Source organism: Pseudomonas sp. CFBP 8758 (assembly GCF_014841725.1).
Classification (GTDB): Bacteria; Pseudomonadota; Gammaproteobacteria; order Pseudomonadales; family Pseudomonadaceae; genus Aquipseudomonas; species Aquipseudomonas baltica.
In genome coordinates, this window is the sequence record NZ_JACYUK010000003.1 from 216,515 (window position 1) to 231,604 (window position 15,090).

The following is a 15,090-nucleotide window of genomic DNA, read 5'->3' on the forward strand; positions in this document are numbered from 1 at the left end:
GGCGTATTCAATGGCGATGCTGGCGGGTGACACCGGTGTCGAACTGGGCGATGACCTGCTGCCAGCCGCTGTCGGCAAGCGACGTGTCGTCCAGCAGCGCCGGTGCACTGGCGGAGGGTGCGCGGTTGAACCAGACATCGGCGTCCGCGCCGTTCATGCGCAGCAGGAACGAGCCCGCCACCTCTGGCGCCTGGCTCAGGCCCACGTAGGCGCCCTGGACCATCTGCCAGGCGTGGCTGCCGCGGCTGACCGAGCTGGCGTCCTGGGCGAAGGGTGGGAAGCCCTCGCGGGCCAGTTGCTCGGGCGTGACCGGATCGGACTGTTCCTCGGCCAGCAGGCGGACCTCGTCGAGGGTCACTCGCAGGTCGGCGTAGATGCCCTGTTCGGCGGCGCTCAGGTCGCGTCGGGCGTCGAGCTGGTGGGACGGTACCGCGACGGCTTCGTGGCTGACCCCGTGCCAGGACACGACGCCGGCCGCCGCCAGCAGGATGAACAGGCACAGCAGGCCGACGTACAGGGTTTCATGGCCCGCACCGGCCGGGCGCACGATGTGCGTGACAGGCGTGCTCATGGTGCCTCGATGTCGGCTTGGTCGATTTCGACGACGTGGCCGGGGCCGGCATCGAACAGCACATAGAACTCGGCATCCGGACGCTTGAAGGTCACGGTCGAATCGCTGCCCAGCTTGCCGGGTACCAGGATGCTTTCGTCATAGCCGACCACGTCCAGGGTCACCCCCGGCGCACCGCTGCCATCGGAAAATCCGCCGGTGCAGCGGATCTGCTGGTCGTCGATCTGCTTGCATTCGCACATCGGGTTGTGCGCCAGGGCCACGCCGCTGCAGGCGGCAGCGAGCAGCCCCAGTGCCAGGGCGGGCCAGCGGATGAATGAAACGCGGGTCATGGTCGGGTTCCTTGACGGTTCAGCCAGGCCACCGTCGCGGGTGATGCCTGGCTCAATGGAATGGAGGTCTGGTGCATCGAGCCGTCCCAGCCTTCCATGGTGATCCACAGCTGAGCATCGGCTTGGGTTTTGGCCGGCACTGGCAACCCGGCGAACATGCGGTAGCCACTGCCGAAGAAGATCACGCCTGCAGCCCTCAGGCTGCGTGGCTTGCCGATGCGCAGGTAGGTGGCCTTGACCTGGTCGATGCAGGTCTTGCACAGGGCCGCGTTGAAGTACTTGATGTCCTGGCCGCTTTCGGCGGTCGGGCCTTCGATGCGGCGTTCGGCCAAGGTCAGGCTCCACGGCCCGACGGCGATGTCGCCTACTGTCCGCTCGCCCAGGCCGCTGTCGCCGCGATCCATGGCGTTCTCGGCGAAATAGTGCGGCATGAAGCTCAGCGGGATGAACACCAGCAGCACGTTGATATGGAACCGCCACTTGCGCCAGAAACGCGACAGGGGCGAAGGCGTGGGGGCACTGAGGACTCGGCTCACAGGCTGCGCTCCGCGGTCTTGTGGGCAATCGGGTGCAGGCTGCCGGTGGGCGTCTGCGCAGTTTCGTGGCGGGCGTCGCGCTTGAACGCCTGGGCCGTGGCCAGGGCAGTGCGCTTGCTCCAGATCATCAAGCCGCTGAGCACCATCATGCTCAGCAGCAGGCCGAAGAAAGCCCAGATCAGCTTGATCCACAGCCCGCCAAAGTCACCGGTGTGCAGCGGGCGCATGGACTCGGTAACGAACTCCAGTGCATTGCGGTCGCCCAGCAGGTGCGAGCTGATCAGCTGCCCGGTGTAGGGGTTGATGCTGGCGGTCTGGAACATCAGCGGGTACCAGCTGCGGCCACCCACTTCCATCGGGCTGTAGGCGTTGAGCGGCAGCGACACGTAGCTGGCATCGAGGCCCGGCACTTGCTGCTTGACCACGGCAATGGCCTGCTCGACCGGGATCATCGGTGCCGGCGTGCCGTCGGCCACCAGCGGCACGTCGGCCCGGGCAATCACCGAGGTGACCGGCGAGTAGCTGGAGATGCTGATCTGGTTGTCGTAGAGGATGGCGCGAATCAGGAACCACACGCCGGTAATGGCGATGACCGCGATGAACCAGATCGACCAGATACCGCTGAGGCGGTGGAAGTCACCCCAGAACACCCGTGCGCCCTGGTTCAGGCGCAGGGTGGGCTTGAGAAAGCCCTTCCAGAATTTCTTGTACACCACCAGGCCGGTGATCAAGGACGCCAGCAGCGGCAGGCCGAGGAACGACACCAGGTACCAGCCCCAGGAGAAACCGTTGGTGAAGGGCACCAGCCACCAGCCGTGCAGGGCGCGGGTGAAGGCCGGGAAGTCGAACGCCGGACTGACGCCTTGCAGCACGCCGGTATAGGGGTTCACATAGACCGTTGGCGAGCGGCCGTCCGGGTAGGTGACACTGGCGTTGACGGCGAAGTAGTCGCCGTCGGGGTGAATGAGATTGCTGACTCGCAGCTCGGGATGATCGCGTTCGATGGCGGCCATCAGTTGGTCGTAGTTCAACGGCTGGGCGTCGTCGGATGGTTTGTTGGCACGCATTTCCGGATTGATCAGCCACATGATCTCGGTGCTCACCACGGCCAGGGTGCCGGTCACACATACGATCAGCACGAAAAACCAGATCGGCAGGGCCAACCAGCTGTGCACCAGGAACCAGATTTTCGAGCGGGATTTCTTGGACATGGGAAAACGTTCTCGATTCACGAAGCCGGTCGCCTGAGGGCACTTTCCGGATCCAGCGAACAGGTGGCCACGGATTTGGATGGCGGCTATTGCACTGGATAAACAAGAATGAGAACAAGAACCAAATGAATTACGGGTGCAATCATTTGAAACCTAATGTTTCAGAAAGCGCTGCAGGCCCCGTTGTGGTTGATACCCGCCGGTCAACGGGAGCAATCCCTTCGATCCCCCGTAGGAGCGGTCCGCGGCCGCGAACCAGACACCGCGGCATGTCAGATCATCCGCGGTGTTCTTTTCGCGGCCGCTGACCGCTCCTACAGATGCTTTACACCACGGGGTTCCCAATCAACTGGCGCAAGACGTAGTGCAGGATACCGCCGGAACGGAAATACTCCACTTCGTTGAGCGTGTCGATCCGGCACAGCAGTTCGACGGTTTCCTGCTGGCCGTTCTCACGGCGGATGCGCAGGTCCAGGCGCATGTGCGGCTGCAGCCGGGCACCACTCAAACCGACGATGTCCAGGGTCTCGCGGCCGGTCAGGGCGAGGCTCTTGCGGCTCTGCCCGTCGGTGAACTGCAAGGGCAGCACGCCCATGCCCACCAGGTTGGAACGGTGGATACGCTCGAAACTCTCCGCCACCACGGCCTTGACGCCCAGCAGATTGGTCCCCTTGGCAGCCCAGTCGCGGCTCGAACCGGTGCCGTACTCCTGGCCGGCAATGATCACCAGCGGTGTGCCGGCCTGCTGGTAGCGCATGGCCGCATCGTAGATCGGCAGCTTCTCGCCCGTAGGAATGAACAAAGTGTTGCCACCTTCTTCACCCCCGAGCATTTCGTTGCGGATACGGATGTTGGCAAAGGTCCCGCGCATCATCACTTCGTGGTTGCCCCGGCGCGATCCATAGGAGTTGAAATCACGCGGTTCCACGCCCTTGTCGCGCAGATAACGGCCCGCCGGACTGTCAGCCTTGATGTTGCCCGCAGGGGAGATGTGGTCGGTGGTGACCGAATCCCCCAGCAAGGCCAGAATGCTTGCGCCCTGCACGTCGGCGATCACGGGTGCGGGACCGGCGATATCCTCGAAAAACGGTGGATGCTGGATGTAGGTCGAATCGGACTGCCAGACGTAGGTAGGCGCCTGCGGCACTTCGATTGCCTGCCATTGCGCATCGCCGGCGAACACCTCGGCGTACTCCTTGTGGAACATGGCCGTGTCGACCTTGGCCACCGCGTCGGCGATCTCCTGCTGAGTCGGCCAGATGTCGCGCAGATAGACCGGCTGGCCATCACTGCCGGTGCCCAGGGGTTCGCTGCTGATGTCGGTACGCACGCTGCCGGCCAGGGCGTAGGCCACCACCAGCGGCGGTGAGGCCAACCAGTTGGTCTTCACCAGCGGGTGCACCCGGCCTTCGAAGTTGCGGTTGCCCGAGAGCACCGACGCCACGGTCAGGTCCGCGCTCTGAATGGCCTGTTCGATAGGCTCGTCCAGCGGCCCCGAGTTGCCGATGCAGGTGGTGCAGCCATAACCGACCAGGGCGAAGCCCAGCGTGTCCAGGTACTGGGTCAGGCCTGCGGCCCGATAGTAGTCGGTGACCACCTTGGAACCGGGGGCCAGCGAAGTCTTGACCCACGGCTTGGTGGTCAGGCCTTTCTCGACCGCCTTCTTCGCCACCAGGCCGGCGGCCATCATCACGCTGGGGTTGGAGGTGTTGGTGCACGAAGTGATGGCCGCAATGACCACCGCGCCGTGCTGCAGATTATGCGTCTTGCCGCGCCAGGTATACGGCGTACCCTCGGTCTGGTCGGCGTTGCCCACCGCCACGCCACCGCCGCCCTCGCTTTCCAGGCGGCCTTCTTCCTTGCTGGTCGGCTTGAGCTGCAGGCCGATGAAATCGTCGAACGCCGCGCTGACCTTGGGCAGTGCCACGCGATCCTGCGGGCGCTTCGGCCCGGCCAGGCTGGCCTCGACCTCACCCATGTCCAGCCCGAGGGTATCGCTGAAGACCGGCTCCTGGCCGGGCAGACGCCACATGCCCTGCGCCTTGCAATAGGCCTCGACCAATTGCACGGTGGCCTCCGGCCGTCCGGACAGGCGCAGGTAACCCAGGGTCACGTCGTCCACCGGGAAGAAACCGCAGGTAGCGCCGTATTCTGGCGCCATGTTGGCAATGGTCGCGCGGTCGGCCAGGGGCAGATCGGCCAGGCCATCACCGTAGAACTCGACGAACTTGCCCACGACGCCTTTCTTGCGCAGCATCTGCGTCACGGTCAGCACCAGGTCGGTCGCCGTGATGCCTTCCTTGAGCTTGCCGGTAAGCTTGAAGCCAATGACCTCGGGAATCAGCATCGACACCGGCTGGCCGAGCATGGCGGCTTCCGCTTCGATACCGCCGACGCCCCAGCCCAGTACCCCCAGGCCGTTGATCATGGTGGTGTGGGAGTCGGTACCCACCAGGGTGTCGGGAAAGGCGTAAGTGCGGCCGTCCTCTTCTTTGGTCCAGACGGTGCGGCCAAGGTATTCGAGGTTGACCTGGTGGCAGATGCCGGTGCCCGGCGGGACCACGCTGAAGTTGTCGAACGCGCTCTGACCCCAGCGCAGGAACGCATAGCGCTCGCCATTGCGCTCCATCTCGATGTCGACGTTTTCCTCGAATGCCTGCCCGGTGGCATAACGGTCGACCATGACCGAATGGTCGATCACCAGGTCCACCGGCGACAACGGATTGATTCGCTGCGGGTCACCGCCGGCCTTGGCCACGGCCGCGCGCATGGCGGCGAGGTCGACCACCGCCGGTACCCCGGTGAAATCCTGCATCAGCACCCGTGCCGGGCGGTATTGAATCTCCCGATCGGAACGGCGCTCCTGCAGCCAATCGGCCAGGGCCTGCAGATCGGCACCGGTCACGGTCTTGCCGTCTTCCCAGCGCAGCAGGTTCTCCAGCAGGACCTTGAGCGACATCGGCAGTTTCTGCAGGTCACCCAGGCTGTTGGCGGCATCGGGAAGGCTGAAGTAGTGATAGGACGTGCCCGCGACGTCTAGCGTCTTAAGGCTTTTCAGGCTATCGAGGGAGGACATGGATCAGCTCCTTTTCAGGCCCGCACGGCACGGGCTGGATAAACAGGTTCTTTCAGTCAGGGACTTCCAGTGCATGCCCAGGGTTCCGATTTCCTTTATCATGCGCCGATTTGAGCACCCCGGCGGTGAAAGTCCCTTTATGAATACGCTGTTTATGCATTGCCGCCCCGGCTTCGAAGGCGAGGTCTGCTCGGAGATCGCCGAACACGCCGCACGGCTGGGGGTTGCCGGGTATGCCAAGGCGAAGCCGCTGACCGCCTGCGCCGAATTCATCTGCCACGAACCGGCCGGTCCGGCGCGGTTGATGCGCGAGTTGCGTTTTAGTGACTTGATATTTCCACGGCAGTGGGCCAGGGGCGATTTCGTGCAGTTGCCCGAAACCGACCGCATCAGCGTGCTGCTCGACCACCTGGCGGCCTATCCAGTGTGTGGCAGCCTGTGGCTGGAAGTGCTCGACACCAACGATGGCAAGGAGCTGTCGAATTTCTGCAAGAAGTTCGAAGCACCGCTGCGCAAGGCCCTGCTGGGTGCTGGCAGGCTGGTGGACGATCCTGCCTTGCCGCGCCTGCTGCTGACCTTCAAGAGTGGTCGCGAAGTCTTCCTGGGCATGGCCGACGCGGGTAATTTCGCCATGTGGCCCATGGGCATCCCGCGGCTCAAGTTCCCCCGCGAAGCGCCCAGCCGTTCGACCCTGAAACTCGAAGAGGCATGGCATCACTTCATTCCCCGCGAGCAATGGGACGAACGCCTGCACGGCGACATGACCGGTGTCGACCTGGGCGCCGCACCCGGTGGCTGGACCTACCAGCTGGTACGCCGCGGCATGCTGGTTACCGCTATCGACAACGGGCCCATGGCACAGAGCCTGATGGACACCGGACTGGTCACCCATCTGATGGCCGACGGGTTCACCTATCGGCCCAAGCAGACGGTGGACTGGATGGTCTGCGACATCGTCGAGAAGCCGGCGCGCAACGCCGCCTTGCTGGAAACCTGGCTGGGCGAGAACCTCTGCCGCGAAGCGGTGGTCAATCTGAAGCTGCCGATGAAGCAGCGCTATGCCGAAGTGCGGCGTTTGCTCGAACGCATCGAGGACGGTTTCAAGACGCGCGGCATCAAGGTGCAGATTGGTTGCAAGCAGCTCTACCATGACCGCGAGGAAGTCACCTGCCACCTGCGTCGACTCGACGGTGGCCGGCGCTGACCGATCCGGGCGCTGCGGCCTGACGTCGCACGCTGCGCCCGAACCGCGCGCCAGCGCTACACTATTGGTTTCGAACGTGCGCCTGAATGCCCGCTTGACCTGGAGCTTTTCATGACCCAAACCTTGCCTGCCGACCGTACCCTGGATGCCACCGGCCTGAGCTGTCCGGAACCGGTAATGATGCTGCACCAGCATGTGCGCGACCTGCCTGCAGGCGGCCTGCTGAAAGTCATTGCCACCGACCCCTCGACCCGTCGCGACATCCCCAAGTTCTGCGTATTCCTGGGCCATGAGCTGGTTCAGCAGGACGAGGAGGGCGGTACCTACCGCTACTGGATCCGCAAGAAAAGCGACTGATCGCCTCGCAGCGCCGGTCGTTCGGCGCACATACCCAGTTGCAGGCGAGCTGGGTATAATCGCCCCCTTTTTTCCAGGTGCCTGGCCATGTTGTCTGAAATTCATGCCTTTCTCGGCTGCCCCACGCCCGATGCCTGGGTCCAGGCCGCGCTGGCCGACCAGCACACCCTGCTGATCGACCACAAGAACTGCGAATTCAAGGCAGCTTCCACGGCCCTGAGCCTGATCGCCAAGTACTGCACCCATGCCGATCTGATCAATATGATGTCGCGCCTGGCCCGCGAGGAGCTGGTGCATCACGAGCAGGTCCTGCGTCTGATGAAGCGCCGCAAGATCGAACTGCAACCCCTGTCGGCGAGCCGCTATGCCTCGTCGCTGCGCAAGCAGGTGCGCAACCACGAGCCCGTCAAGCTGGTCGACACCCTGGTGGTTGGCGCTTTCATCGAAGCGCGCAGCTGCGAGCGTTTCGCGGCTCTGGTGCCGCATCTGGACGAAGAGCTGGGCATCTTCTACAACGGCCTGCTCATGAGCGAAGCGCGGCATTACCAGGGCTACCTGAAACTGGCGCATCAATACGGCGATGCCGCCGATATCGCCCAGACCGTCGACAGGGTCCGCGTGGCCGAAGCCGAACTGATCGAAACGCCCGACCCCGAATTTCGCTTCCACAGCGGTGTGCCGGCTTTCGCCTGACCGCTGCCGATGACGCGCTCCCAGGATCGCGTCCCGAGACTTCCCGCCCCTCGATAGCACAGCGGCGTGTATTGACAGGCCTCTCGCTGACGTTTACGTTAACGTAAAGCACGAGGAAGTCGATCGACGTGAGCGCGACCTACAGCATTTCCGACATAGCCCAGTTGTTGGACGTAACGCCCAGGACCCTGCGTTTCTATGAAGAGCAGGGCATGGTCACGCCGACGCGCCGTGGCCAGGAGCGGATCTATGCGCCGCGCGACCTGGTGGCGATGAAACTGATCCTGCGCGGCAAGCGCATCGGCTTCTCCCTGGCCGAATGCAAAGAGCTCATCGACATGTACGACCCGTCGGGCAACCGCAAGCAACTCGACCGTTTTCTGGAGAAGATCACCGAGCGCCGGGCGCAGTTGCAGCAGCAGATGCTGGACATCGAACAGATGCAGGTGGAGCTCGACACCGCTGAAGAACGCTGCCGCGCCGCGCTGCAGACTTGACCGGAGCGCGCCTGCGGTGCGCAGTGTCCCCCGTAACGTTTCCTGCAAGATGATTGTGCTCAACAGCTTTCTCCCCAAAAAAAACAACAAGTGGGTGGCGAACATGATTTCAGTACCGGGACTGGATTTCTTCCTTGGCGAAGACATCGACATGCTGCGCGATTCCGTGGCCGCCTTCGTGGCGCGCGAGATCACCCCGCGTGCCGCCGAGGCCGATCGCAGCGACCAGTTTCCTGCCGACCTGTGGCGCAAGTTCGGCGACATTGGCCTGCTGGGCTTGACCGTGGCCGAAGAGTGGGGCGGGACGGGCATGGGCTACCTGGCGCACATGGTCGCCATGGAGGAAATCTCCCGCGGCTCCGGGGCCATCGGTTTGTCCTACGCCGCCCATTCCAACCTCTGCGTCAACCAGATCAACCGCAACGGCACTGCCGAACAGAAGGCCCGCTACCTGCCGAAGCTGATCAGCGGCGAACACATCGGTGCACTTGCCATGAGCGAGCCCAACGCTGGTTCCGACGTGGTTTCCATGCGCTTGCGCGCCGACCTCAAGGGCGACCGCTACGTGCTCAACGGCACCAAGATGTGGATCACCAACGGCCCGGACTGCGACGTGCTGGTGGTCTACGCCAAGACCGACATGGCGGCCGGCGCCAAGGGCATCACTGCGTTCATCCTGGAGAAAGGCGCGCCTGGCTTCAGCGTCGCGCAGAAACTCGACAAGCTGGGCATGCGCGGCTCGCACACCGGCGAGCTGGTGTTCCAGGACGTCGAAGTGCCGCTGCAGAACGTGCTGGGCCAGACGGGGCAGGGCGTCGGTGTGCTGATGAGTGGCCTGGACTACGAGCGCGCCGTGCTCAGCGGTGGCCCCCTGGGGTTGATGCAGGCGGCCATGGACCTGGTGTTGCCGTACGTCCACGATCGCCAGCAGTTCGGCCAGAGCATCGGCGAGTTCCAGCTCATCCAGGGCAAGCTGGCCGACATGTACACCACCCAGCAGGCATGCCGGGCGTACCTCTACGCCGTGGGCCGGCACCTCGATGCACTGGGCCAGGCACCCGTGCGCCAAGTGCGCAAGGACTGCGCCGGGGTCATTCTGTATGCCGCTGAAAAAGCCACTTGGCTGGCCGGTGAAGCCATCCAGATCCTCGGCGGCAATGGCTACATCAACGAATTTCCCGCCGGGCGGCTCTGGCGTGACGCCAAGCTGTACGAGATCGGCGCAGGCACCAGCGAGATCCGTCGCATGCTGATCGGCCGCGAGCTGTTCGAGCAGACCCGCTGAGCCCGCAATCGCTGACGCGTCCCTCTGGTGCCGTATTCGCACAGGAAATGCCCATGGCCATTCTGCACACCCAGGTCAACACCCGTTCCGCCGACTTCGCCGCCAATCGCGAAGCGATGCTGCGGCAGCTCGAAACGCTGCAGCAGTGCGCGGCGCAGATTCACCAGGGCGGTGGTGAAGCGGCGCAGGCGCGGCATGTCGCGCGCGGCAAGCTGCTGCCGCGGCAGCGTATCGACGTGCTGCTCGACCCAGGCTCGGCCTTCCTCGAAGTGGGCCTGCTGGTCGCCCATGAGGTGTATCCCGAACAGGTCGCCGCTGCCGGTTTGATCACCGGTATCGGACGGGTGTCCGGCGTCGAGTGCATGATCATTGCCAACGATGCCACGGTCAAAGGCGGCAGCTATTACCCGCTGACCGTGAAGAAGCATCTGCGCGCCCAGGAAATCGCCCAGCATAACCGCCTGCCCTGTTTGTACCTGGTCGACTCCGGGGGCGCCAACCTGCCGCGTCAGGACGAAGTGTTTCCAGACCGCGAGCACTTTGGGCGGATCTTCTTCAACCAGGCCAACATGAGCGCCCAGGGCATCGCCCAGATCGCCGTGGTGCTGGGCTCGTGCACGGCCGGGGGCGCCTATGTGCCGGCCATGAGTGACGAGACCATCATGGTTCGCGATCAGGCGACCATCTTTCTGGCCGGCCCGCCGCTGGTCAAGGCCGCCACCGGCGAGGTGGTCAGCGCGCAGGCCCTCGGCGGTGCCGACCTGCATTGCCGGCAGTCGGGGGTGGCGGATCACTACGCCGAAAACGACCAGCACGCACTGGCCATCGCCCGGCGCTGCGTCGCCCATCTGAACGGACGCAAGCAGGGCTGGCTGGCCTGTATCGAACCGCGGCCGCCACGCCATGCCGCAGACGAGATCTACGGTCTGGTCCCCACTGACCCCAAGCAGCCACTGCCGATCCACGAAATCATCGCGCGCATCGTCGACGACTCGGCCTTCGACGAGTTCAAGGCGCTGTTCGGGCCGACCCTGATCTGTGGTTTCGCCCATATCCATGGCTACCCGGTGGCGCTCCTGGCAAACAACGGCGTGCTGTTCGCCGAAGCCGCGCAGAAGGGCGCGCACTTCATCGAGTTGGCGTGCCAGCGTGGAATACCCCTGGTGTTCCTGCAGAACATCACCGGCTTCATGGTCGGCCAGAAATACGAGGCCGGCGGTATCGCCAAGCACGGCGCCAAGCTGGTCACGGCGGTGGCCTGCGCCAAGGTGCCCAAGTTCACCGTGATCATCGGTGCCAGCTACGGCGCGGGCAATTACGGGATGTGCGGGCGCGCCTACGATCCGCGCTTCCTGTGGATGTGGCCGAACGCCAAGATCGGCGTGATGGGCGCCCAGCAAGCGGCCGGCGTGCTGGTCCAGGTCAAGCAGGAGCAGGCCCAGCGCCAGGGTCAGGCGTTCAGCGACGAACAGGCCCGGCAACTGGCCGAGCCCATGGTGGCGCAGTACGAACAACAGGCCCACGCGTTCTATTCCTCGGCACGTCTGTGGGACGACGGCGTGATCGATCCTGCGCAAACCCGAACCGTACTGGCGCTGGGTTTATCGGCGGCGTTGAACGCGCCGCTGGCCGAAACCTGCTTCGGCGTCTTCCGCATGTAGCCCATGCACTTATCAGGAATCGGGGATCAGGGTATGCACGAATTTTCCACGATACAGCTGCACATCAGCGCCGAACACGTGGCCAGCGTCTGGCTCGATCGACCGGACAAGAACAACGCATTCAATGCGCTCATGCTGGAGGAGCTGCGCCAGGCTTTCGACCACATCAGCCAGCGGCCAGGGTTGCGCTTCATGTTCCTGCGTGGCCATGGGCAACACTTCAGCGCCGGTGCCGATCTGGCCTGGATGCAAGCCAGTGCCCGGCTGAGCTACGCGGAAAACCTCGCCGAGGCCACGCGTCTGAGCGAGCTGATGGAGCAGCTGCAGCGCCTGCCACTGCCCACCGTCGCGGTGGTGCAGGGCGCCGCGTTCGCCGGGGCAATGGGCCTGGTCAGTTGCTGTGACATGGCCATCGGCGCCGACGACGCGCTGTTCAGTCTCAGTGAAGTGCGCCTGGGCCTGGCGCCGGCGGTGATCAGTCCCTACGTGGTCCAGGCCATCGGCTCGCGCGCCGCGCGCCGCTATGCGCTCAGCGCCGAGCGTTTCGATGCCGTGCGGGCCCGCGAACTGGGACTGCTCGACGAAGTGTATCCGCGCGCCGAACTGGAACGGGCGGTACAGGCGTGGCAACGGCGTCTGCTGGTTAACGGTCCCGAAGCGATGCGCGCCTGCAAGGCGCTGCTGCTGGCTATCGGCGATGGCCAGGTCACGGCGCCACGCCAGGCCCAGGCGCAGGCTCTGATCGCCCGGCTGCGCACTGGCGCCGAGGGCCAGGAAGGCATGCAGGCCTTCTTCGACAAACGCGCGCCCGCCTGGGCAGAGGTAACCCCATGAAGCCACTCCCGCAGACCGTGGCAACGCTGCTGATCGCCAACCGTGGCGAGATCGCCTGCCGCATCATCCGCACCGCCAGGGCCATGGGCATCCGCAGCGTGGCCATCTACAGCGACGCCGACGCCGATGCCCGCCATGTGCACGAGGCCGATCTGGCCATCCCCCTGGGTGGCAGCAAACCCGCCGACAGCTACCTGCAGATCGACAAGGTGGTTGCCGCTGCCTTGGCCTGTGGCGCCGACGCGGTCCATCCCGGCTACGGCTTCCTGTCGGAAAACGCCGCCTTCGCCCGGCGCCTGGCGCGTGAGGGCATCCTGTTCATCGGCCCGCCCGCCGAGGCCATCGAAGCCATGGGCAGCAAGTCGGCGGCCAAGGCCCTGATGGAGCGCGCCGGAGTGCCGCTGGTGCCGGGATACCACGGCCAGGCCCAGGACCTGTCGACCTTCGCCGATGCGGCGCAGCGCATCGGCTACCCGGTGCTGCTCAAAGCCGCTGCCGGCGGTGGCGGCAAGGGCATGAAGGTGGCCGAGTCCGCCGCCGAACTGGCACCTGCCCTGGACTCGGCGCGGCGAGAGGCCGTGGCAGCCTTCGGCGACGGTCATATGCTGGTCGAGAAATACCTGGCGGCGCCCCGGCACGTGGAGATCCAGGTCTTTGCCGACGCACAGGGGCATTGCCTCTATCTGCACGAGCGGGATTGCTCCATCCAGCGACGGCATCAGAAAGTGCTGGAGGAAGCACCGGCACCGGGGCTCGATGCCTCCCTGCGCCAGGCCATGGGCGAAGCCGCGGTGCGCGCAGCCCAGGCGATCGGCTATGTGGGCGCAGGCACGGTGGAGTTCCTGCTGGATGGGGAAGGGCGTTTCTACTTCATGGAGATGAATACCCGCCTGCAGGTCGAGCATCCGGTGACCGAAGCGATCACCGGGCTGGACCTGGTGGCCTGGCAGATTCGCGTCGCGCGTGGTGAAGCCCTGCCGCTGACCCAGGCGCAGGTTCCCCTGTTCGGGCACGCCATCGAGGTGCGCCTGTATGCCGAAGATCCAGCAGGCGGGTTCCTGCCGGCCAGTGGGCAATTGGCACTGTATCGGGAACCGGCAGCCGGACCCGGTCGGCGAGTGGACAGCGCGGTGCGCGAAGGCGACGTGATTTCGCCATTCTATGATCCGATGATCGCCAAGCTCATTGCCTGGGGTGAAAATCGCGAAGAGGCCCGGCTGCGCCTGCTGGCGATGCTCGCCGAAACGGCGGTCGGCGGGATCAAGAGCAACCTGGCCCTGCTGCAGCGCATCCTTGCCACGCCTGCGTTCGCCGCGTCCCGAATCGACACCGGCTTCATCGAACGCCACGCCGACGCGCTGTTGCCTGCGCCACCGGCGCTGACCGAAGCGTTCTGGCACAGCGCCGCGCGTGCCTTCCTGCGTTCGGCCCCGCTTGTTGCCTGTGAACAAGACCCGCATTCACCTTGGAGCGCTGCCACTGGTTGGCGTCAACTCATGCCTGCGCAAGCCACGCTCGACCTGCGCTGTGGCGCCCAGAGCCGATTGTGCGCGGTGGCTTTGAGCAACGCTTGCGCCGGCCTGGATGAAGCACGGCTGATCGGCCGCCGCGGCGACGTCGTCTACCTGCAGTGGCAAGGCGATCCCTACGAGGTCGCGCTGGTTGACTCCCTGGCGGCGGGCACCGGTGCCCATGCGTCCGACGACTCGCTCGCTGCGCCCATGAACGGCAGCATCGTCCGTCTGTTGGTCAGTCCGGGCCAGCAGGTGGCGTTGGGCGATGGCTTGGTGGTGCTGGAGGCCATGAAGATGGAGCACACCGTGCGTGCCAACCGCGCAGGCGTGGTTCAGGCGCTGTGCTGCGAAGAGGGCGAGATGGTCAGCGAAGGCAGGGTATTGATCGAGTTGCAGGAGGCCGAACATGCTGCCTGAACGGGTGCGGATCGTCGAGGTCGGGCCCCGTGACGGGTTGCAGAACGAGCAGGGCCGTGTGCGCGTCGAAGACAAGGTAGCGCTGGTCGACGCGCTGGTCGCGGCGGGCTTGCAGCATGTCGAGGTCGGCAGTTTCGTGTCGCCGCGCTGGGTGCCGCAGATGGCCGACAGCGCGGCGGTCTTTTCCGCCATCCAGCGTTCGCCGGGGGTGACCTACGCGGCACTGACGCCGAACCTGCAAGGCTTCGAGGCCGCCATTCAAGCTGGTGCATCGGAGGTGGCGGTGTTTGCCGCGGCGTCTGAATCCTTCTCCCAGCGCAACATCAACTGCTCCATCGCACAGAGCCTGCAGCGCTTCGAACCGGTTCTGGCGGCCGCCGCCCAGCGCGGTATCAAGGTGCGTGGCTACGTGTCATGCGTGCTGGGGTGTCCGTACGAAGGCGAGATCGCTGCGGTGCAGGTGCGCGACGTGGCCAGCGCCATGCTGCAGATGGGCTGCTACGAGATTTCCCTGGGCGACACCCTCGGCGTCGGTACGCCTGGGGCTGCGCGTAAATTGATCGAAGTGGTCGCACAGCGCGTGCCGCGGGCGCATCTGGCCGGACACTTTCACGATACGTATGGCCAGGCCGTGGCGAACATCTACGCCTGCCTGCTGGAAGGCCTGCAGGTGTTCGACAGCTCGGTGGCGGGGCTGGGCGGTTGCCCCTACGCGCCGGGCGCCAGCGGCAACGTCGCGACCGAGGACGTCCTCTACCTGCTGCACGGGCTGGGCATCGCTACCGGCGTGGATCTGGCGCAGGTCGTGCAGGCAGGGCAGTCGATCATGCTCGCGCTGGGCAGGCAGAGCGCATCGCGCGTAGCGCGCGCCCACGCCGGCGCAGCAGTACCCCGTTAGCGAA

At 65.0% G+C, this 15,090-nt stretch carries 14 protein-coding genes; 9 read left to right on the forward strand and 5 right to left on the reverse strand.

Annotated elements, in window-relative coordinates:
- Nucleotides 1-7: 7 nt before the first annotated feature.
- The 5 genes from IFT75_RS07830 to acnA all read right to left on the reverse strand — a co-directional run bounded on the left by IFT75_RS07830 (nt 8) and on the right by acnA (nt 5,726).
- Nucleotides 8-571 (reverse strand): DUF6162 family protein, encoded by a 564-nt coding sequence (locus tag IFT75_RS07830; RefSeq protein WP_192054137.1) that lies wholly within the window; start codon nt 569-571, stop codon nt 8-10.
- Nucleotides 568-903, reverse strand: coding sequence for a hypothetical protein (locus IFT75_RS07835; protein ID WP_122478856.1), 336 nt, complete (start codon nt 901-903; stop codon nt 568-570). The genes IFT75_RS07830 and IFT75_RS07835 overlap by 4 nt, the downstream gene beginning before the upstream one ends.
- Nucleotides 900-1,439 (reverse strand): thiamine pyrophosphate-binding protein, encoded by a 540-nt coding sequence (locus tag IFT75_RS07840; protein ID WP_122478854.1) that lies wholly within the window; start codon nt 1,437-1,439, stop codon nt 900-902. The genes IFT75_RS07835 and IFT75_RS07840 overlap by 4 nt, the downstream gene beginning before the upstream one ends.
- Nucleotides 1,436-2,650: a PepSY-associated TM helix domain-containing protein gene (locus tag IFT75_RS07845; RefSeq protein ID WP_192054139.1), complete on the reverse strand. Its 1,215-nt coding sequence runs from the start codon at nt 2,648-2,650 to the stop codon at nt 1,436-1,438. Before IFT75_RS07845 ends, IFT75_RS07840 begins: the two co-directional genes overlap by 4 nt.
- Before the next feature lie 325 nt (nt 2,651-2,975).
- The gene (gene acnA / locus IFT75_RS07850) at nt 2,976-5,726 is read right to left on the reverse strand and encodes an aconitate hydratase AcnA (protein WP_192054141.1); all 2,751 of its coding nucleotides are present in this window, start codon (nt 5,724-5,726) and stop codon (nt 2,976-2,978) included.
- Nucleotides 5,727-5,865: 139 nt separating this feature from the next.
- Here acnA and rlmM point away from each other — a divergent pair, with 139 nt between their 5' ends.
- From rlmM to IFT75_RS07895, 9 genes are all read left to right on the forward strand, one after another.
- On the forward strand, nt 5,866-6,930 hold the full coding sequence (gene rlmM, locus IFT75_RS07855; RefSeq protein WP_192054143.1) for a 23S rRNA (cytidine(2498)-2'-O)-methyltransferase RlmM: 1,065 nt from the start codon (nt 5,866-5,868) through the stop codon (nt 6,928-6,930).
- Between the two features lie 111 nt (nt 6,931-7,041).
- Nucleotides 7,042-7,287 carry a sulfurtransferase TusA gene (gene tusA, locus IFT75_RS07860; protein ID WP_122712992.1) on the forward strand — a complete coding sequence of 82 codons (246 nt, stop codon included), beginning with the start codon at nt 7,042-7,044 and terminating at the stop codon, nt 7,285-7,287.
- Between the two features lie 87 nt (nt 7,288-7,374).
- Complete coding sequence (gene miaE, locus IFT75_RS07865) at nt 7,375-7,980, forward strand: tRNA-(ms[2]io[6]A)-hydroxylase (protein WP_192054145.1); 606 nt, start codon at nt 7,375-7,377, stop codon at nt 7,978-7,980.
- 128 nt (nt 7,981-8,108) lie between these two features.
- On the forward strand, nt 8,109-8,477 hold the full coding sequence (locus IFT75_RS07870; RefSeq protein WP_122478842.1) for a MerR family transcriptional regulator: 369 nt from the start codon (nt 8,109-8,111) through the stop codon (nt 8,475-8,477).
- Nucleotides 8,478-8,583: 106 nt separating this feature from the next.
- Complete coding sequence (locus IFT75_RS07875; RefSeq protein ID WP_342214373.1) at nt 8,584-9,762, forward strand: isovaleryl-CoA dehydrogenase; 1,179 nt, start codon at nt 8,584-8,586, stop codon at nt 9,760-9,762.
- 53 nt (nt 9,763-9,815) lie between these two features.
- Nucleotides 9,816-11,423 carry a carboxyl transferase domain-containing protein gene (locus tag IFT75_RS07880; RefSeq protein ID WP_192054149.1) on the forward strand — a complete coding sequence of 536 codons (1,608 nt, stop codon included), beginning with the start codon at nt 9,816-9,818 and terminating at the stop codon, nt 11,421-11,423.
- A 33-nt stretch (nt 11,424-11,456) separates the two neighbouring features.
- Nucleotides 11,457-12,257 (forward strand): enoyl-CoA hydratase-related protein, encoded by an 801-nt coding sequence (locus IFT75_RS07885; protein WP_192054151.1) that lies wholly within the window; start codon nt 11,457-11,459, stop codon nt 12,255-12,257.
- Nucleotides 12,254-14,188: an acetyl/propionyl/methylcrotonyl-CoA carboxylase subunit alpha gene (locus tag IFT75_RS07890; RefSeq protein WP_192054153.1), complete on the forward strand. Its 1,935-nt coding sequence runs from the start codon at nt 12,254-12,256 to the stop codon at nt 14,186-14,188. The genes IFT75_RS07885 and IFT75_RS07890 overlap by 4 nt, the downstream gene beginning before the upstream one ends.
- Nucleotides 14,178-15,086 carry a hydroxymethylglutaryl-CoA lyase gene (locus IFT75_RS07895; protein ID WP_122478834.1) on the forward strand — a complete coding sequence of 303 codons (909 nt, stop codon included), beginning with the start codon at nt 14,178-14,180 and terminating at the stop codon, nt 15,084-15,086. Before IFT75_RS07890 ends, IFT75_RS07895 begins: the two co-directional genes overlap by 11 nt.
- Nucleotides 15,087-15,090 lie beyond the last annotated feature (4 nt).

Excerpts from the sequence above, each read along its gene's own strand:
- IFT75_RS07830 (WP_192054137.1), bottom strand. The coding sequence starts at position 571 with ATGAGCACGCCTGTCACGCACATCGTGCGCCCGGCCGGTGCGGGCCAT.
- IFT75_RS07835 (WP_122478856.1), bottom strand. The coding sequence starts at position 903 with ATGACCCGCGTTTCATTCATCCGCTGGCCCGCCCTGGCACTGGGGCTG.
- IFT75_RS07845 (WP_192054139.1), bottom strand. The coding sequence starts at position 2,650 with ATGTCCAAGAAATCCCGCTCGAAAATCTGGTTCCTGGTGCACAGCTGG.
- acnA (WP_192054141.1), bottom strand. The coding sequence starts at position 5,726 with ATGTCCTCCCTCGATAGCCTGAAAAGCCTTAAGACGCTAGACGTCGCG.
- rlmM (WP_192054143.1), top strand. The coding sequence starts at position 5,866 with ATGAATACGCTGTTTATGCATTGCCGCCCCGGCTTCGAAGGCGAGGTC.
- tusA (WP_122712992.1), top strand. The coding sequence starts at position 7,042 with ATGACCCAAACCTTGCCTGCCGACCGTACCCTGGATGCCACCGGCCTG.
- miaE (WP_192054145.1), top strand. The coding sequence starts at position 7,375 with ATGTTGTCTGAAATTCATGCCTTTCTCGGCTGCCCCACGCCCGATGCC.
- IFT75_RS07880 (WP_192054149.1), top strand. The coding sequence starts at position 9,816 with ATGGCCATTCTGCACACCCAGGTCAACACCCGTTCCGCCGACTTCGCC.
- IFT75_RS07885 (WP_192054151.1), top strand. The coding sequence starts at position 11,457 with ATGCACGAATTTTCCACGATACAGCTGCACATCAGCGCCGAACACGTG.
- IFT75_RS07890 (WP_192054153.1), top strand. The coding sequence starts at position 12,254 with ATGAAGCCACTCCCGCAGACCGTGGCAACGCTGCTGATCGCCAACCGT.
- IFT75_RS07895 (WP_122478834.1), top strand. The coding sequence starts at position 14,178 with ATGCTGCCTGAACGGGTGCGGATCGTCGAGGTCGGGCCCCGTGACGGG.